This window comes from Hephaestia mangrovi, from assembly GCF_019880555.1.
In the GTDB taxonomy this organism is placed as follows: Bacteria; Pseudomonadota; Alphaproteobacteria; order Sphingomonadales; family Sphingomonadaceae; genus Sphingomonas; species Sphingomonas mangrovi.
The window spans coordinates 228,100-244,868 of the sequence record NZ_JAINVU010000002.1; the positions used below are offsets into that span (position 1 = coordinate 228,100).

Below are 16,769 nucleotides of genomic sequence, written 5' to 3' on the forward strand. Positions count from 1 at the left end.
AACTGCGGGGTTGCGGAGATGTTGCGCAAATGAGACAGTTTCAAAATCGAACTTTTGTTGTGGAAATCCCCGATTGCCGTAGCGTTACCGGCGATTCGGGCCGGATGGAGTGCCGATGACTTTCGATCATGCCGAACCCGAAGATGGCGACACGGTTGCGTCGCCAGCCAAGATTCTCGTGCCCGAGGAGGTTGCCGAGGCGGTGCGGACGCTGATCCGCTGGGCCGGCGACGATCCGGCGCGCGAAGGGCTGCTCGATACGCCGGCGCGGGTCGCGCGGGCGTGGCGGGAATATTGCCAGGGCTATGCCGACGATCCCGCGCGCCATTTGTCGCGGGTGTTCGAAGAAGTGGGCGGCTATGACGAGATCGTGCTGTTGAAGGACATACCCTTCCAGTCGCATTGCGAGCATCACATGGCGCCGATCATCGGCAAGGCGCACATCGCCTATCTGCCGAAGGATCATGTCGTCGGCATCTCCAAGCTGGCTCGCGTGCTGCATGCCTTCGCCCGGCGGCTGCAGGTGCAGGAGCGGCTCACCGCGCAAGTCGCCGATTGCATCTGGGAGCATCTCGATCCGGTCGGCGTCGCGGTGGTAATCGAGGCGAGCCACGCCTGCATGACCGCACGCGGCGTGCGGACGCCCGGCGTGACGATGGTCACCAGCCGGATGATGGGCGTGTTCCGCGACGACGACCGCAGCCGCAAGGAAGTGCTGGCGTTGATGGGCATCGCGGCGGCGTGAACGAAGGGCGCAAGAGAACCGTTCTGGTTACGGGTGGGGCGAAGCGTGTCGGCGCGGCAATCGTGCGACACCTTGCCGCGCAAGGGCATCGCGTCGTCATTCATTATGGGAACTCTCAGTTAGAGGCGGCGCGCCTCGCGGCCGAAACCGGTGGCGTCGCGATCGGCGCGGACCTCGCCGACCAGTCGGCGGTCACGAACCTTATCGGTGAATCGGCTGAATTGGCCGGGGCGCCGATCGACGGCTTGGTCAACAGCGCGTCGCTGTTCGAGTTCGATCGGCCGCCGCTCGACGATTGGGCGCTGCTCGAGCGGCTGATGCCGGTCAATCTGGGGGCGCCGGTGCTGCTCGCCTCGGCCTTGGCGCGGCAACCGGGGCTCGCCGACGGCGCGGTGGTCAACCTGCTCGATCAGAAGGTCGCCAATCTAAACCCGGATTTCTTCTCCTACACCTGCACCAAGGTCGCGCTGGCGGGCGCGACCGAGATGCTGGCGCGGGCACTGGCGCCCGCGGTGCGCGTCAACGCCGTCGCGCCTGGGCTGACGCTGCCGAGCGGCGACCAGAGCGCCGAGGAGTTCGCGCAGGTTTCACGCGAAAATCTGCTGCGCCGGCAAGTCGATATCGAAGAGATTGCGCGTGCGGTCGACCTGTTGCTGACCAGCACCAGCATCACCGGGCAGACGATGTTCGTCGATTGCGGACAGCGCTTCTTGCCGCGCGACGGCGACGTGATGTTCGAAATGCGGGCGCGGCCATGAGCGATTTTTCGACCTGGCACGGCGCCGGCCGCTACGCGACGATCCTCGACGGGCTCGACGTGGTGATGCGGCTGGGCATCCACCCGGAAGAGGTCGCGCGGCCGCAGCGCGTGCGGCTGACGGTGACGCTCTACGTCGATTATCGCGACGCGCCGCCTGGTGACGACATCGCCGCCGCGGTCGATTACGATTTCGTCCGCACCGGCATCCGCGCGCTCGCCGAGCGCCATTTCCATCTGCAGGAGGCGCTGTGCGAAGCGGTCGCTGCCCTGTGCTTCGCCGATCGCCGCGTGCGCGGCGTGCGCGTTCGCTCGGTCAAGCCCGATATCTATCCCGACGCATCGATCGGATGCGAGATCGTGCGCGCCAACCCCGATTAACCGCCCTAAACCGCGTTGGCGGCACTGAGCACGGCGCGGACCGAGGCGGTGGCGATATCGGTGTCGGTGCCGACGCCGAACACGGTGCGCCCGTCGCCCGTGGTGCATTCGAGATAGGCCGCCGCCGCGACATCGGAGCCATGGCCGATCGCGTGCTCGTTATAATCGACGACGTCGAGCTCGATCCCGCAGGCATCGCGCAGCGCAGCGATCACGCCGGAGATCAGGCCGTTGCCACGCCCCGAGACCGAGCGTTCCTCGCCATCGATGGCGACGCGGCCGGTGAAGACGCGGCTGCCGGTGCTGCCGGTCTCCTCGTAATCGACCAATGCGAATCGATCGTCGGGCGAGGGGAGGTAGGTGCGTTCGAACAATCCCCAGATGTCGTCGGCGTTGAGCTCGCGGCTGGTTTCGTCGGCCAATGCCTGGACGCGGCGGCTGAACGCGGCCTGCAGGCGCTTGGGCAGCTTCAGTCCCTTGTCCTGCTCGATCACCCAGGCGACGCCGCCTTTGCCGCTTTGCGAGTTGACGCGGATCACCGCCTCGTAATCGCGGCCGAGATCCTTGGGATCGATCGGCAGATAGGGGACTTCCCACAGCTCGTCGTTGCGCGCTTCCTGCGCCGCGAAGCCCTTCTTGATGGCGTCCTGATGCGAACCGGAGAAAGCGGTGAACACCAGATCGCCGGCATAGGGCGTGCGCGGATGCACGGGCAGGTTGGTGCAGTAATTCACCGTGTTCACCACCTCGTCGATGTCGGAGAAATCGAGGCCGGGGTTCACGCCCTGCGTGTACATGTTGAGCGCGACGGTCACGAGATCGCAATTGCCGGTGCGCTCGCCATTGCCGAGCAGGCAGCCCTCGACGCGGTCGGCGCCGGCCATCAGCCCGAGCTCCGCCGCCGCGACGCCGGTGCCGCGGTCGTTGTGCGGGTGGAGCGAGATCACCACGCAATCGCGGTTGCGGATGTTGCGGCAGAACCATTCGATCTGGTCGGCATAGATGTTCGGCGTCGCCGCCTCCACCGTCGCCGGCAGGTTGAGGATCAGCGGGCGCTCGGGGGTCGGACGCAGCACCTCCATGACGCCCTCGCAGACCTCGACCGAGAAATCGAGTTCGGCAGTCGAGAAGGTTTCGGGGCTGTATTCGAAATGCCAGTCGGTATCCGGCCGCTTCGCCGCTTCGTCGCGCAGCACCTTGACGCCGTCGACGGCGATCTGGCGCACCTCGTCGCGGCTCATCCCGAACACGATCTTGCGCCACGCCGGCGAGACGGCGTTGTAGAGATGGACGATCGCGCGTGGCGCGCCGTCGAGGCTCTCGAAGGTCCGCTCGATCAGGTCGCGGCGCGATTGGGTGAGTACCTGCACCGTCACGTCGTCGGGCACGCGGCCCGATTTGACGAGGCCGGAGATGAAATCGAATTCGGTCGCGCCCGCGCTCGGGAAGCCGACCTCGATCTCCTTGATGCCGACCTTGACCAGCAGATCGAAGAAGCGACGCTTCTTCTCGGCATCCATCGGATCGATCAGCGCCTGGTTGCCGTCGCGCATGTCGGTGGACAGCCAGCGCGGCGGCTTGGTGATCGTTCGGTTCGGCCATTGCCGGTCGGGCAGGTCTACCTGCGGAAAGGGGCGGTATTTGACGCTCGGATCGCTCAGCATGATGCTTCCTCGGGGCTCGCGGGGGCAGCGGACACGCGCTGCCGAATGGCGGTTCTGGTGGTAGAAGGGAAGCCCTTAGGCGGATGCGGCGCTCATCAAGCGCGCAAAGAGGCTCCGCCTAAGGGCGGATAAGTCGTGCGCCGAGAAGAAGCTGCATCTGCATCGCGCGAGGGGGTGTGGCGCATTCGTCAGATTTTGTCCAGCAGATGATCTCGATCAATATCGCCTTCACCAAATCTTCAAGCGCCTGGTCGCAAATGACGGCAGCCGATTTTTGGGTAGAGGACCGCGCAATGTTGCAACTCGTCTATGTCAGCACCGCCGCACCGGGCGTGTCGGAGCGCGAGGTGCAGCAGATTCTCGCCCGGTCGCGGGCGAACAACGCGCGCAATCTGTTGACCGGGTTGCTTTACTTCGATGGGCTTCGCTTCATGCAAGTGCTCGAAGGAGCGCCCGATCGGATCGAGGCGACCTATGCGCGGATTACCGCCGACCCGCGCCACCGCGCGCTTGTGGTGGTATCCCGCCGAACGATCGAGGCGCGCGAGTTCGGCAATTGGGCGATGGCCTATGGGCTGTCCTTTGGTGAGCGTCAGGCGCTCGGCAACAAGGTTTCTGCGCTGGTTGAAGGCGCGTCGCCGGCGGTGCGAGGCATTTTTGAAGGTTTTCTGGCGGCGCGGCGCGCGGCTTAATCGTCTGCGAACAGTCGATCGATCGGGCTTTTTGGCAAAAACCACAGCAGTGCCACCAGCCCGGCGCAGGCGATCCCCAGCCATGGCGCGACGAACGCTAGCGGGAAGCCGGCGAGGTAAATCACCGTCGCTGCGAACCCCTTGCGCACGCTCTGGCGGTAGTAGCGCTGTGCCGCGGCGCTTTGTGAACCCGTGACGCGGATGATTTGCTGAAACGGCGTGTAGGCCAGCGCCGGCAACAGCATCGAGACGAGATAGACCAGCGTCGCATCGCGGCTGAAATGCTGGCCCCCAAGGTAAGCGGTCGAAAACGGCACCAGCGACAGCGCGAACAGCAGCAGTAGGTTGAACCAGACGAGGCCGTTGGTCACCCGTCGCGCATGGCTGACGAGGCGATGGTGGTTGACCCAATAGATGCCGACATAGGCGAAGCTGAGGATGTAGGCGAGGAAGGTCGGCCACAGCCGCCAGAGGTGGTCGAGCCCCGGCTCCTCGGGCGCCTTCAGTTCGAGCACCATGATCGTGATGATGATCGCGATCACGCCGTCCGAAAACGCCTCGACGCGCCCGATGCCGGGGCCGATTTCGGTGTCCTCGGCGGCGTTCACTTCATTTCGAACGCGGCGTTGATCGTCAGCAGCACGTCGTCGGAGAGCAGGGGAACGTCGGCGCCCATCCCCCAGTCGCTGCGCTTGATCGTCGTCGTCGCGGCGAAGCCGACATTGGGGTTGGGCGGCCCCATGATCCCCTTGCCCGCGCCGACGAAGCGCGCGTCGAGGCTGACCGGCTTGGTGACGCCGTGCAGCGTCAGGTTACCGTCGATCGTTGCCGCGCCATCGCCGGTGACGGTGACCTTCGTCGAGACGAAATGTGCGGTCGGATATTTGGCGGCGTCGAAGAAATCGGCGGTCTGCAGATGCTCATCGAGCGCGGGCACGGTGGTGCGCACCTTGGCGATCGGGAAGGTGACGTCCACCTTGTCGGCGGCGGGGTTCTTCGGATCGAGCACCAATGTGCCGGTCGGCATCGTGAACATGCCGGTATATTCGCTGAAGCCGAGATGGCTTAGCGTGAACAGCAGCTGGGTATGCTCGGAATTGACCTGGTAGGTGCCGGCGACGACGCGCGACGGATCGGGCGCGCCGGGTGCTTCGCTCGGCATATCCTGCGCTAGGACGGGAACGGCGGCGAGGGCGATGAGGCTGGCGATCACGAAACGCATCGGACGAATTTCTCCAACGAAACGGGCCGCGCCAGTCTGACGCGGCCCGTAACGATTGCAAGCGGCTTTGCCGTGGGGATCAGTTCTTGTCCTTGTCCACCAGCTTGTTGGCGCCGATCCACGGCATCATCGCGCGCAGCTCCGCGCCGACCTTCTCGATCGGGTGCGCGGCGGCGGCCTTGCGCGCCGCCTTCAGCTCGGGCTGGCCGGCGCGATTGTCGAGCACGAACTTGGAGACGAAGCGCCCGCCCTGGATGTCGGCGAGCACGCGCTTCATCTCGGCCTTGGTCTCATCGGTGACGATCCGCGGGCCGGTGGTGATGTCGCCATATTCGGCGGTGTTGGAGATCGAATAGCGCATGTTGGCGATGCCGCCCTCATACATCAGGTCGACGATCAGCTTCACTTCGTGCAGGCACTCGAAATAGGCCATTTCGGGGGCGTAGCCGGCCTCGACCAGCGTCTCGAACCCGGCGGTGATGAGGTGGCTGAGGCCGCCGCACAGCACCGCCTGCTCGCCGAACAGATCGGTTTCGCATTCCTCGCGGAAATTGGTCTCGATGATGCCCGAACGGCCGCCGCCGACGCCCGAGGCATAAGCGAGCGCGATATCATGGGCGTTGCCCGAGGCATCCTGATCGATCGCGATCAGGCAGGGCACGCCGCCGCCGCGGACATATTCGCTGCGTACGGTATGGCCGGGGCCCTTCGGCGCGATCATGATGACGTCGATATCCTTGGGCGGCTCGATCAGCCCGAAATGGACGTTGAGGCCGTGCGCGAAGGCGATCGCGGCGCCGGGGCGGATGTTGCCCTTGATATCGGCGTCCCAGATCGCGGCCTGATGCTCGTCGGGCGCGAGCATCATCAGGATGTCGGCCCATTTCGCGGCCTCGGCGTTGGACATCACCTCGAAGCCGGCGTCCCTGGCCTTCTTGGCCGAGGCAGAGCCGTCGCGCAGCGCGATCGCCACGTTCTTGACGCCGCTGTCGCGCAAATTCTGGGCATGGGCATGGCCCTGGCTGCCATAGCCGATGATCGCGATCTTCTTGGTCGTGATGAGATTCAGATCGGCGTCGCGATCGTAATAGACACGCATTGCATTCCCTTTCTTATCGAACGTCATGCCGGCGAAAGCCGGCATCTCGCGCCGCCAGCGCGCATGTGGATGGAGCCCCGGACCCGCGCCGGGGTGACGGTAAAATCTATGCCCCCTTCGGCCCTCGCGCGATCGCGACGATGCCGGTGCGCGCGACTTCGACCAGGCCGACCTCGCGCATCAGGTTGATGAAGGTATCGATCTTGTCGCTGCCGCCGGTCACTTCGAACACGAAGCTCTCGATCGTCGCGTCGATCACGCGAGCGCGATAGACGTCGGCCAGCCGCAGCGCCTCGATCCGGTGGTCGCCGGTGCCCGCCACCTTGACCAGCGCCAGCTCGCGCTCGACGTGCGGGCCGAGCAGCGTGAGATCGAGCACCTTGTGCACCGGCACCAGCCGCTCGAGCTGGGCGATGATCTGCTCCATCACGTGCACGCTGGCCGAGGTGACGATGGTGATCCGGCTGACGAGATCGTCCTCCGAGATGTCGGTCACCGTCAGGCTCTCGATATTATAGCCGCGCGCGGTGAACAGCCCGGCGATCCGGGCGAGAATACCCGGCTCGTTGTCGACGATGACGGCAAGCGTATGCCGCTCGATGGTTTCCTGTTTGATGTGCATCACTATTCCCTTCCTCCCCCTTGACGGGGGAGGATACGGAGACTTGCCGGCGTGCCGGCTAGTCGAAGTTGGTGAGGGTGGGGACGAAACGTACGTTGGCGTGCGCTCCCCTCTCTAAGCGTTGCTAGGCAGCCAAGCTGCCAAGCGCCGCTATTCTCCCCCGCCGGGGGGGAGAAGAATGTTTGGCTGTCCATCACACCAGCGCCTTGGCTTCGTCGTCCATCGTGCCCGACACCTCGTTGGCCTGGAGGATCATGTCGGTATGCGCGGCGCCCGACGGGATCATCGGGAAGCAATTGGCGAGTTGCGATACCGCGCAATCGACCATCACCGGCCCGTTATAGGCGAGCATGTCGGCAATGCCGTCATCGAGCTGGTCGCGCGTTTCGATGCGGATGCCCTTCCAGCCATAAGCCTCGGCCAGCTTCACGAAGTCCGGCAGGGACTCGCTGTAGCTGTTCGAATAGCGGCTCGAATAGGTCAGTTCCTGCCACTGGCGGACCATGCCCATATACTGGTTGTTGAGGATGAACACCTTGACCGGCAGGCGATATTGGCTCGCCGTCGCCAGCTCCTGGATGTTCATCTGGATCGAGGCTTCGCCGGCGATGTCGATCACCAGCGCGTCCGGATGGCCGAGCTGCGCGCCGATCGCCGCGGGCAGGCCATAGCCCATCGTGCCGAGCCCGCCCGAGGTCAGCCACTTGTTGGGCGCCTCGAACCCGAAATGCTGCGCGGCCCACATCTGGTGCTGGCCGACCTCGGTGGTGATGATCGGCGCCTTGTCCTTCGTCGCCTCCCACAGCGCCCGGATCGCGCGCTGCGGCATGATCGCGCGGGCGTCGGTCTCGGGAAAATCGAGGCTCCGGGTCGCGCGCCAGCCCTGAATCCGCGACCACCATTCGCCGAGATCGGGCGTCGGCGTGGCGCGCTGCTTCCACAAGGCGATCATCGCCTCGATCGCGCGGCCGGCATCGGCAATGATCGGCAGATCGACGCGGACGTTCTTGTTGACGCTCGATCGATCGATATCGACGTGGATCTTCTTCGAATGCGGCGCGAAGGCATCGAGCCGGCCGGTGACGCGATCATCGAAGCGGGCGCCGAGCGCGACGATCAGGTCCGCCTTGTTCATCGCCATATTGGCTTCGTAGGTGCCGTGCATGCCGAGCATGCCGAGCCACTGGTCGGACGAGGCGGGGAGCGCCCCCAACCCCATCAGCGTCGAGGTGACCGGCGCGCCGGTGATCCGCGCCAGTTCGCGCAACGCATCCGATGCCGCGGGGCCGGCGTTGATGATACCGCCGCCGGTGTAGAAGATCGGGCGTTCGGCCGCCGCCAGCATGTCCACCGCGGTTTCGATCAGCGCCGCATCGGGCTCGGCTTGCGGCCGATAGGTCTTGTGCGCGATTCCGCCGGGCGCGGCATAGCGCGCGGTGGCGACCTGCACGTCCTTGGGAATGTCGATCGCCACCGGGCCGGGGCGGCCCGAGGTGGCGATGTGGAACGCTTCATGGACGATATCGCCGAGCCGCGCCGGGTCTTTCACCAGGTAATTATGCTTGGTGCAATGGCGGGTCAGGCCGACGGTATCCGCTTCCTGAAAGGCATCGGTGCCGATCAGGTGCGTCGCGACCTGGCCGGAAATGACCACCATCGGGATCGAATCCATCAGCGCGTCGGTGATGCCGGTGATCGCGTTGGTCGCGCCGGGGCCGGAGGTGACGAGCACCACGCCGGGCTTGCCGGTGGCGCGGGCATAGCCCTCGGCCGCGTGGGTCGCCGCCTGCTCGTGACGCACGAGGATGTGGCGGATCTTATCCTGCTGGAACAGCGCGTCGTAAATCGGCAGCACCGCGCCGCCGGGATAGCCGAATACGAGCTCGACACCGAGATCGCACAAGGCCTCGATCAGGATGTCGGCGCCGCTCTTTTCGGCCATGATCAATCTCCGTGGTTTGCCGCAGTGCAATAGCATTGCGCGGGCTGGCCTGCTACCGGCATGAAAAGTGCTCGTCAACCCTTACGGGGATAATCTTGTTTCAAATCGAAGTGCAAAATTGACTGTTTCTTTCTCGCTCGTTCGTGGCCATGCCTCGGGCGGCTGGTTGCGGAACCAGGTATATTGCCGCTTGGCGTAGCGGCGGGTGGCGAGGCGGGCGCGCTCCAGCGCGGTGTCGCGATCGATGTCGCCAGCCAGCATCGCGGCGATCTCGGGCACGCCGATCGCGCGGCGGATCGGCGCGTCGGCGGGCAGGTCGGCGCGGGCGAGCAGGTGTTCGACCTCTTCGATCGCGCCGCCATCGAACATCATCGCCAGGCGGCGGTCGCAGCGATCGACCAGCCAGTCGCGATCGGGCAGCAGGATCAGCGGCACCAGGTCGACCTCGCCGCCGATCCCGCCGGCGCGCGCGGCTTGCCAATCGGCGAGCGGGCGCCCGGTCGACCGGACGACTTCAAGCGCGCGGGCGATTCGGGTGGTGTCGTTGGCATTGAGCCGCGCTGCCGCCGGCGGGTCGAGCGCCCGCAACTGTGCGTGCGCTTCGGTGACGGGCAGCGCGCGAATGTCGGCGCGGATGGTCGGCTCGATCTCCGGCACCGGCGCGATGCCGTCGAGCAGCGTACGGAGGTAGAGGCCGGTGCCGCCGACCAGGATCGGCAGGCGATCCCCGGCGTGCGCCTCGACGATCGCGGCGGCCGCATCCGCCGCCCAGCGCGCGGCGGAGCAGCTTTCGGCGCCGTCGATATACCCGAACAGGCAATGCGGCGCGCGCGCTTCTTCCTCGATCGTCGGCCGCGCGGAAAGCACGCGCAAATCGCGATAGACCTGCGCCGAATCGGCATTGATCACGGTGCCGCGATGCCGCTCGGCGAGCGCCAGCGCCAGCGCGGACTTGCCGCTCGCGGTCGGGCCTGCAATGAGCGCGACGCGGGGGCGCGGCATCAGCGGACCTCCGTTCGCCCTGAGCCCGGACTCGATCCGGGGAAAGGGCGGGCTTCGACAGGCTCGGCCCGAACGGTCTTGGGGATAGCGGAATCCATGTTCATCGCGACACTGATAGCAGCAGACCAGCTCGATCGCACCGCCGTCACCGCGGCAATCGATAAGCTGAATCAGGCGCATTGCCGGCCCGAGGATTGGCACTGGATCGATGAAGGGCGCGCGGCCGATATCGCGTTCGGCCACGATCCCGGGCAGGCGCGCGCGATCCTCGATGCTCCCGGCAACCTTTACGATGTCGTCGTCCAGCCCGCGGTCGGCCGCGAGAAGAAGCTGCTCGTCGCCGATATGGATTCGACGATGATCACCGTCGAATGCATCGACGAGCTCGCCGATTACGCGGGGATCAAGGCCGAGATCGCCGCCGTCACCGAGGCGGCGATGCGCGGCGAGCTCGATTTCGCCGAAGCGCTCGACGCGCGCGTGGCGCTGCTCAAGGGCCTCGACGCCACCGCGATCGACCGCTGCCTCGCCGAGCGCGTGACGATCATGGCCGGCGCGAAGACCTTGATCCGGACGATGCGCGCGCGCGGTGCCGAGACGATCCTCGTCTCGGGCGGCTTCACCCGCTTCGCCGAGCCGGTCGCCGCCGAGATCGGCTTTACCCAAGCGATCGCCAACGTGCTGGAAATCGACGGCGCCGCGCTCGCCGGCACGGTGGCCAAGCCGATCGTTGATTCCTCGACCAAGCAGCGCACGCTGCTCGAAGCCCGCGACCGCCTCGGCCTCGCCGCCCACGAAACCCTCGCGGTCGGCGACGGCGCCAACGACCTCGCGATGATCAAGCTCGCCGGGCTGGGCGTGGCCTATCACGCCAAACCCATCGTCGCCGCCGCCGCCGGCGCCCGCATCGACCGCGCCGACCTGACCGCGCTGCTCTATGCCCAGGGGATCGGGCGGGGAGAATGGGTGGAATAGTGTGGTGGAAACGACCTTCGCTGCATCAAGATCGAACCGTCACCGGCGAACTCGTTTCAGGGTCCATGGTGCTCCATCACCGTTGAGCGCGCCGGTTAAGTTGCACCATGGATGCTGAAACAAGTTCAGCATGACGACGCTTATGACGCGAACGGTAGATTCGAGTGACTGGGGGGCTGCTTTTGGGTGGTTAGGTGCCGCCGATATCCTCTCCCCTTGCGGGAGAGGATACGGAGCCTTGGCAGCTTGCTGCCTAGGCGCAGTTGGTGAGGGGGATGCGCGGCTGCGCCGCGCGCGAGGCGAGGCCTCGCATCCCCCCTCACTAAGCTCTGCTAGGCGGCAGAGCCGCCAAGCGCCGCTATTCTCTCCCACAAGGGGAGAGAAATTAATGTCTGCCGTTGGGGCGGATGCCGACCGACCGCTGCTGGTGCCCAATTGCTCGACTCGGTGACCAGAGTTTAGGTGGGGAACTGCCCGGCCGGCTTCGGTTATCACTAGGCGGAAAAAAAGGCTCTTATTTCTTCAAGCTGGCCAACGCCTCTTTCACGATATCTTGTTCCATGTCCTCAGTGTTCGTGGTCGTGTAGGCCTCCATTCTCCAACGCCCATCAAGGTAGTGCTTGCCTATCGGCTTGCCGAGAAATGCATTAATCTCTTTCAATTCGGCTTCCGCGAACTCCCAGTTGAGATGTTCTTCGTAAGCCTGCTGGTATGCGGCTCGCCGCTTGACATAAGCTGCTTTCAGTGCATCGAACCGCGCCTTAAATCCGTCGCTGAGGCTCTCTGTGAACTCACCCGGCGCGACTGCCCACATTGGTCCGCCAGGAATGGCATAGCGCTCCAGAAAGCTGCCCGTATCAAGCCGATCTTGAAGGCCAATCAATTGCATAAACTGCCTGATTAGCTTGAGCTTGGCAGGACTCGCCGGTTCCTCGATCTGGGCGGAAGGAGCAATTGTCGAAGGCATTGCCTCTACTCCTATGACACTTGCCTGCATGCCGAGCGCAAAGAGCGTTGCGAAAGCTAACGTCTGCATTCGAGTGTTCTGTAACTTCGTCGGTGTGTCCGCAAGTGGGGCGAGAGCTGCCGAGGCTTCCAATGTTGGAAAATGTTTGAGACACCGTCGCGGTCCGCTCGGGCGACCGCTCTTTGACAGATCTATTAACTTGGCCGCGAACCCGTCGCGTCGCTGTCGCCTCGGCGTGCCTCATCGTCGCGTCCCCGTCGCGTTTCGTCCCGCACGTGTAGCGCGACTGTCGCGTGGGCGTGGCGAACGGGCCGCTTTGTTGGTGCGTTCCCGGCGCAAAAGCCGCGAAAACGCTCCCGGGGTCTCTACTTTCTCCACTTCACGCCGAAATCGGAGCGACACCTGCTCTTGCGTCGCGCCGTTACGGCGCCACCGGCAGACACTGCCCGCCCGCGCGTTTGACGTCGGCGCAGGCGTGGGCTGCGTCGGCGCTCGAGGCGAAGCCGCCGGCTTGCAGGCGGACGATCGCGCCGGCCTTCACGTAATAGGGCTGGGCGCCCCGCAGCGCCCCGACCTTGGGGCTGATGGTCTGCCACAGGCTCTTCGCACGCGCCTCCGTGCTGAACGCGCCGAGCTGGACGCGCCACGCGCCGCCCGATGGTTTCGCGGCGGGTTGCGGCGCGGGCTTGGGCGGCGGGGCGCTCGGCTTCGCCGTCGCTGCCGGCGGTGAATAGGACGCGCCGGGCCCGGCGTTGGCCGCGACCTGCGACGGCGGCACCGGCGTCGTCTTGATCGTCGAGCCCGCGGTCACTTCGGGCGGCAGGTGCGTGCGCTGGGCATCGGCCTGATACTGACGGGCGAGCGCGAGGCCCTGCTTGCGTTGCGCTTCGGGAATATAGCGATCCATCTCGCCGAGCGTCTGGCTGGCTTGCGGCAGGCCGGCGTTCGAGGCGCGGGTCATCAGCGCATAGGCGCGCGGCCAGTCCTTCTGCAGCCCGCCGTCGCCGTTGAACAGCATCGTGCCGTAGATCAGCTCGCCGCGCGGATCGCCGCGCGCCGCAGACTTTTCGAGCCACGGCGCGGCCTGGGCATAGGCGCCCTTTTCGAACAGCATGCGGCCGTAATTGTCCTCGGCCTGAAAATGGCCCTGCTCGGCGGCCTTGCGATACCAATCCTCGGCCTTGGCCTTGTCGATCGGCACGCCCTTGCCGAGCCGATAGGCTTGGCCGAGGTTGAACTGGGCATCGGCATCGCCACGGGCGGCGGGGCCCTGCCAATCCTGGATCGCGGTCTTGTAGTCGCCGCGATCATAGGCGTCGACGCCGTTCTTGACCGGGTTCGACTGTGCCCAGGCGGCGCCCGCCGCCGCCACCGTCAACAATCCGGCGCCGAGCATGGCTCGCTTGATCGTCATCATCGCCGCTTTTCCCTCTTGCCCGTATCGGGACGATCATGCCCCGAGCCGGAGCCGAAGCAAAGGGGGCGATCGCCACGCGGCGCCGGAGCGCCCGCGATTCCGGCGCATTGGGCGCCGGCCGAGGCGCGGGCGACGCCCTGTCCCATTTTCGGACAGCAGACATATCGATACGACCAGGCGACTCTGGCGCGCGACGAACCGATGGCGGGGCATCGTGACGATTCGGCAACGATCGCTGACCACCCGGAATGGAGCGAGGGGCCAGCAGCCCTCATTCCTACATCCCCCCGCTGCTGGCTGCCGGGGGCGGCATTTCATAGCGACTGGAGTCGCCGTCCCCGAAAGCCCTGGGCCAATGGCCGCGGCGGACACATTGGCGACACATTCGGCCATCAAGGGCGGTCGCGACCGATCAGACCTCCCTTGTCTCGGTCAGCGGGGGCGGCGGCCCGGACAGCAATCTCGTCGTCGTCCCCGCATCCGTTGAAGGCTGGCGATGCCTCAACACCCCGGCCGTCTTAACCACTTCTTATCCTCGCCGTGACATTCCGCATGCCGGAGCAGACGGATTTCAGGGGAAATGATGCGCGTTCTCGCGATGGCTTCACAGAAAGGCGGCTCGGGCAAGACGACCTTGTCCGGTCACCTTGCCGTACAGGCGCAGCTGGCGGGGCAGGGGCCCGTCGTCCTGATCGACATCGATCCGCAAGGCTCGCTGTCGGATTGGTGGAACGAGCGTGAAAGCGAATATCCCGCTTACGCGCAGACTACCGTGGCGCGGCTCGCCGCCGATCTGGAGGTGCTGCGCCAGCAGGGCTTCCGGCTGGCGGTGATCGATACGCCGCCCGCCATCACCATGGCGATCCAGAGCGTGATCGCGGTCGCCGAGTTGATCGTCATCCCGACGCGGCCGAGCCCGCACGATCTGCGTGCGGTCGGCGCCACGGTCGATCTGTGCGATCGCGCCGGCAAGCCGCTGATCTTCGTCGTCAACGGCGCGACGCCCAAGGCGCGGATCACCTCCGAGGCCGCGGTCGCGCTGTCGCAACACGGCACGGTGGCGCCGATCACCGTCCACCACCGCACCGATTTCGCCGGATCGATGATCGACGGGCGGACGGTGATGGAGCTCGATCCCAAGGGCAAGTCGGCGCAGGAGATCGAGGCGCTGTGGGCCTATATCTCCGATCGTCTCGAAAAGAATTTCCGCCGCACCGTGTTCGCGGCGCCCACCGCGAACCCGGGCTACATCCCGCAACGTCCGATGAGCGGCTTCGGCCGCCGGGTGGTGAGCTGAGATGGCGGCGATCATGGGACAGCCCAAACCGCAAGCCTCGCTGTCGTCGAGCCTGCTCGCCCGCAAGGGCCAGGCGCGCCCGGCGATGCGGCCGCAGGGATTCTCCGGCTTCGGCAATCCCGCCGGGCAGATGGACGATCTCGGCTGGAACGACATGGGCGCGGCCGAACTGATGGCCGAGCCGCCGGTTCGCGAGGTTGCCGAGCCGGCGCCGGCGCCAATCCCCGAGCCACCGGTGCTGCGCGAGCGTGAGGCGCTGAAGGCCGAGATCGAGGCGCCGCGCAAGCAGCCGGTCGCGATCGACGCCCCGGCCAAGCCGGCAATGTCCGACGCGGCGCTGACGCGGATCGGCCGCAAGGTTCGCGCCAAGCAGACCAAGGCCAAATCGGCCTTCACGCTGCGCCTCGACGCGGAGCGGCACCTGCGGCTGCGCCTCGCCGCCGCGGTATGCGATCGTTCGGCGCAGCAGCTCGTCACCGAGGCGCTCGACGCTTTCCTTGCCACGCTTCCGGAAGTGGAGGCGCTGGCCCAGTCGTTACCGGCCAAGGGCCGCAAATCCCGGGGGGAATGATCCGATGAACCGCCGCCTTGCTGCTTCGTTCACGCTGTCCGCGCTGCTGCTCGGCGGCACGATGGTCGGCTGCACGCATGATGCGCATCTCGCCTCGGCCAGCGCGCGCGATGCCGACAAGGTCGCCGCCCAGGCTGCCGATCTCGCCGCCAAGGCCGGCAAGGCCGTGGCCGCGAAGAAGGGCGACAAGGCGGTCGAATATGCCGAGGCCGCGGTCGCGCTGCAGCCGCGTGACGCGGATTACCGTGCCGTGCTCGGCCAGAGCTACATGCAAGCGGGCCGGTTCGCCTCGGCGCATCAGGCGTTCGTCGATACGCTGTCGCTCGACCCGAAGAACGCCCGCGCGGCGCTGAACCTTGCGCTTGCCGAAACCGCCGAGGGCAATTGGTCGGGCGCGCGGCAGACGCTCGCCGATCATGCCGACATCATCCCGGCGAGCGATCGCGGGCTGGCACTGGCGCTGGCCGGCGATCCCAAGGGCGCGGTCGCGATCCTCTATCCGGCGGCGCGCGAACCGGGGGCCGATTCGAAGACGCGGCAGAACCTCGCGCTGGCGCTGGCGCTGGCGGGTGACTGGCGCGACGCGCGGCTGATCGTCAGCATGGATCTGTCGCCGGCCGATGTCGACAAGCGGCTCGGCCAATGGGCGCAGTTCGCGCAGCCGCGCCAGGCATCGGATCAGATCGCGTCGCTGCTCGGCGTCACGCCGATGCAGGACCCTGGCCAGCCGATCGCGCTCGCGCTCAACGCGCCGGCCGCTCCAGTGGCGCTCGCCGCGGCCGAGCCCGCCGCTGAACCGGCACCGGCACGGGTCGATACGCCGGCCTTGTCCGCCGCGGCGTCCGCGCCGGTCGCCGAAGCCAAGCCGGTGCAGACTGCATCAGTGGCGTTCGGGCCGCGTCATGAGGTCGTCCAGCAACTGCCCGCCGCGCCGGCGGCGCCGGTTCGCGAGAGCCGTGCGCCGGTGGTCGAGCAGGCGGCAGCCAAGACGGCGCCCAAGCCGCTCGCCGAGGGCAATTACTATGTCCAGTTCGGCGCATTTGATAGCCCTGCGGTGGCGCACGACGGCTGGGCTCGCGCGATGCGCCGGTTGCCGTCGCTTGCCGAACAAACGCCGCACGGAATGAGCTTCAGCCAGAACGGGGCGACCTATTATCGCTTGTCCGCCGGTGGCTTCGCCAAGGGTGACGCGCGGCGGCTGTGCAACCAGTATCGCGCGCGCGGCGGCCGCTGCTTCATCCGCACCGGCGCCGGCGATCAGGTCGCGCAATGGGTGGGCAAGGGCACCGAACTGGCGTCACGCTGAGCCCTCCCAGATCGTCATTGCGAGGCGCGTAGCGACGAAGCAATCCAGGGGCGGCGCGCGCGACCTAGTCTGGTGGAATCGATCAAGATCGAACCGTCACCGGCGAACTT

17 protein-coding genes are annotated in these 16,769 nt (G+C 66.2%); 8 read left to right on the forward strand and 9 right to left on the reverse strand.

Annotated features, from left to right (window positions below; translation table 11 throughout):
* Window positions 1–115: 115 nt before the first annotated feature.
* The 3 genes from folE to K7G81_RS05055 are packed head-to-tail and all read left to right on the forward strand — an operon-like array spanning window position 116 to window position 1,883.
* Entirely contained in the window at window positions 116–745 is a 630-nt protein-coding gene (gene folE, locus K7G81_RS05045) for a GTP cyclohydrolase I FolE (protein ID WP_223029666.1), read from the forward strand.
* The gene (locus K7G81_RS05050; protein ID WP_223029667.1) at window positions 742–1,503 is read left to right on the forward strand and encodes an SDR family oxidoreductase; all 762 of its coding nucleotides are present in this window, start codon (window positions 742–744) and stop codon (window positions 1,501–1,503) included. The genes folE and K7G81_RS05050 overlap by 4 nt, the downstream gene beginning before the upstream one ends.
* Window positions 1,500–1,883 carry a dihydroneopterin aldolase gene (locus K7G81_RS05055; protein WP_223029668.1) on the forward strand — a complete coding sequence of 128 codons (384 nt, stop codon included), beginning with the start codon at window positions 1,500–1,502 and terminating at the stop codon, window positions 1,881–1,883. The genes K7G81_RS05050 and K7G81_RS05055 overlap by 4 nt, the downstream gene beginning before the upstream one ends.
* A 5-nt stretch (window positions 1,884–1,888) precedes the next feature.
* On the opposite strand, the gene leuA is transcribed toward K7G81_RS05055, so the two are convergent.
* On the reverse strand, window positions 1,889–3,547 hold the full coding sequence (gene leuA, locus K7G81_RS05060) for a 2-isopropylmalate synthase (protein ID WP_223029669.1): 1,659 nt from the start codon (window positions 3,545–3,547) through the stop codon (window positions 1,889–1,891).
* Window positions 3,548–3,840: 293 nt separating this feature from the next.
* Here leuA and K7G81_RS05065 point away from each other — a divergent pair, with 293 nt between their 5' ends.
* The gene (locus K7G81_RS05065) at window positions 3,841–4,239 is read left to right on the forward strand and encodes a BLUF domain-containing protein (RefSeq protein WP_223029670.1); all 399 of its coding nucleotides are present in this window, start codon (window positions 3,841–3,843) and stop codon (window positions 4,237–4,239) included.
* Here K7G81_RS05065 and K7G81_RS05070 read toward each other — a convergent pair.
* From K7G81_RS05070 to miaA, 6 genes are all read right to left on the reverse strand, one after another.
* Complete coding sequence (locus K7G81_RS05070; protein ID WP_369412038.1) at window positions 4,236–4,847, reverse strand: TMEM175 family protein; 612 nt, start codon at window positions 4,845–4,847, stop codon at window positions 4,236–4,238. The two genes, K7G81_RS05065 and K7G81_RS05070, sit on opposite strands and share 4 nt — an antisense overlap.
* On the reverse strand, window positions 4,844–5,461 hold the full coding sequence (locus K7G81_RS05075; RefSeq protein ID WP_223029671.1) for a YceI family protein: 618 nt from the start codon (window positions 5,459–5,461) through the stop codon (window positions 4,844–4,846). Before K7G81_RS05075 ends, K7G81_RS05070 begins: the two co-directional genes overlap by 4 nt.
* Before the next feature lie 79 nt (window positions 5,462–5,540).
* A complete protein-coding gene (gene ilvC / locus K7G81_RS05080) occupies window positions 5,541–6,560 on the reverse strand; it encodes a ketol-acid reductoisomerase (RefSeq protein WP_223030128.1) in 1,020 nt (339 codons plus the stop codon).
* A gap of 106 nt (window positions 6,561–6,666) precedes the next feature.
* Window positions 6,667–7,182 carry an acetolactate synthase small subunit gene (ilvN, locus tag K7G81_RS05085; protein ID WP_223030129.1) on the reverse strand — a complete coding sequence of 172 codons (516 nt, stop codon included), beginning with the start codon at window positions 7,180–7,182 and terminating at the stop codon, window positions 6,667–6,669.
* Between the two features lie 193 nt (window positions 7,183–7,375).
* Window positions 7,376–9,124: a biosynthetic-type acetolactate synthase large subunit gene (gene ilvB, locus K7G81_RS05090; RefSeq protein WP_223029672.1), complete on the reverse strand. Its 1,749-nt coding sequence runs from the start codon at window positions 9,122–9,124 to the stop codon at window positions 7,376–7,378.
* Window positions 9,125–9,205: 81 nt separating this feature from the next.
* Window positions 9,206–10,126 carry a tRNA (adenosine(37)-N6)-dimethylallyltransferase MiaA gene (gene miaA, locus K7G81_RS05095; protein WP_223029673.1) on the reverse strand — a complete coding sequence of 307 codons (921 nt, stop codon included), beginning with the start codon at window positions 10,124–10,126 and terminating at the stop codon, window positions 9,206–9,208.
* A gap of 96 nt (window positions 10,127–10,222) precedes the next feature.
* On the opposite strand from miaA, the gene serB reads away from it, so the two are divergent.
* Window positions 10,223–11,101: a phosphoserine phosphatase SerB gene (gene serB, locus K7G81_RS05100; RefSeq protein WP_223029674.1), complete on the forward strand. Its 879-nt coding sequence runs from the start codon at window positions 10,223–10,225 to the stop codon at window positions 11,099–11,101.
* A gap of 514 nt (window positions 11,102–11,615) precedes the next feature.
* Here the strand turns inward: serB and K7G81_RS05105 are convergent.
* Complete coding sequence (locus K7G81_RS05105) at window positions 11,616–12,137, reverse strand: DUF2059 domain-containing protein (protein ID WP_223029675.1); 522 nt, start codon at window positions 12,135–12,137, stop codon at window positions 11,616–11,618.
* 352 nt (window positions 12,138–12,489) lie between these two features.
* Window positions 12,490–13,485, reverse strand: coding sequence for an SPOR domain-containing protein (locus K7G81_RS05110; RefSeq protein WP_255586626.1), 996 nt, complete (start codon window positions 13,483–13,485; stop codon window positions 12,490–12,492).
* Between the two features lie 583 nt (window positions 13,486–14,068).
* On the opposite strand from K7G81_RS05110, the gene K7G81_RS05115 reads away from it, so the two are divergent.
* Genes K7G81_RS05115 through K7G81_RS05125 form a run of 3 tightly spaced genes read left to right on the forward strand, consistent with a single transcriptional unit; the run spans window position 14,069 to window position 16,659 of the window.
* Window positions 14,069–14,782, forward strand: coding sequence for an AAA family ATPase (locus tag K7G81_RS05115; RefSeq protein ID WP_223030131.1), 714 nt, complete (start codon window positions 14,069–14,071; stop codon window positions 14,780–14,782).
* A 13-nt stretch (window positions 14,783–14,795) separates the two neighbouring features.
* Window positions 14,796–15,353, forward strand: coding sequence for a hypothetical protein (locus K7G81_RS05120; RefSeq protein WP_223029676.1), 558 nt, complete (start codon window positions 14,796–14,798; stop codon window positions 15,351–15,353).
* Between the two features lie 4 nt (window positions 15,354–15,357).
* Entirely contained in the window at window positions 15,358–16,659 is a 1,302-nt protein-coding gene (locus K7G81_RS05125) for an SPOR domain-containing protein (protein ID WP_223029677.1), read from the forward strand.
* Window positions 16,660–16,769: the final 110 nt, after the last annotated feature.

What these genes read in the sequence shown, in the direction of transcription:
- folE (WP_223029666.1), top strand. Translation starts at nt 116, where the DNA reads ATGACTTTCGATCATGCCGAACCCGAAGATGGCGACACGGTTGCGTCG.
- K7G81_RS05055 (WP_223029668.1), top strand. Translation starts at nt 1,500, where the DNA reads ATGAGCGATTTTTCGACCTGGCACGGCGCCGGCCGCTACGCGACGATC.
- leuA (WP_223029669.1), bottom strand. Translation starts at nt 3,547, where the DNA reads ATGCTGAGCGATCCGAGCGTCAAATACCGCCCCTTTCCGCAGGTAGAC.
- K7G81_RS05065 (WP_223029670.1), top strand. Translation starts at nt 3,841, where the DNA reads ATGTTGCAACTCGTCTATGTCAGCACCGCCGCACCGGGCGTGTCGGAG.
- K7G81_RS05075 (WP_223029671.1), bottom strand. Translation starts at nt 5,461, where the DNA reads ATGCGTTTCGTGATCGCCAGCCTCATCGCCCTCGCCGCCGTTCCCGTC.
- ilvC (WP_223030128.1), bottom strand. Translation starts at nt 6,560, where the DNA reads ATGCGTGTCTATTACGATCGCGACGCCGATCTGAATCTCATCACGACC.
- ilvN (WP_223030129.1), bottom strand. Translation starts at nt 7,182, where the DNA reads ATGCACATCAAACAGGAAACCATCGAGCGGCATACGCTTGCCGTCATC.
- ilvB (WP_223029672.1), bottom strand. Translation starts at nt 9,124, where the DNA reads ATGGCCGAAAAGAGCGGCGCCGACATCCTGATCGAGGCCTTGTGCGAT.
- miaA (WP_223029673.1), bottom strand. Translation starts at nt 10,126, where the DNA reads ATGCCGCGCCCCCGCGTCGCGCTCATTGCAGGCCCGACCGCGAGCGGC.
- serB (WP_223029674.1), top strand. Translation starts at nt 10,223, where the DNA reads ATGTTCATCGCGACACTGATAGCAGCAGACCAGCTCGATCGCACCGCC.
- K7G81_RS05105 (WP_223029675.1), bottom strand. Translation starts at nt 12,137, where the DNA reads ATGCAGACGTTAGCTTTCGCAACGCTCTTTGCGCTCGGCATGCAGGCA.
- K7G81_RS05110 (WP_255586626.1), bottom strand. Translation starts at nt 13,485, where the DNA reads ATGATGACGATCAAGCGAGCCATGCTCGGCGCCGGATTGTTGACGGTG.
- K7G81_RS05115 (WP_223030131.1), top strand. Translation starts at nt 14,069, where the DNA reads ATGCGCGTTCTCGCGATGGCTTCACAGAAAGGCGGCTCGGGCAAGACG.
- K7G81_RS05120 (WP_223029676.1), top strand. Translation starts at nt 14,796, where the DNA reads ATGGGACAGCCCAAACCGCAAGCCTCGCTGTCGTCGAGCCTGCTCGCC.
- K7G81_RS05125 (WP_223029677.1), top strand. Translation starts at nt 15,358, where the DNA reads ATGAACCGCCGCCTTGCTGCTTCGTTCACGCTGTCCGCGCTGCTGCTC.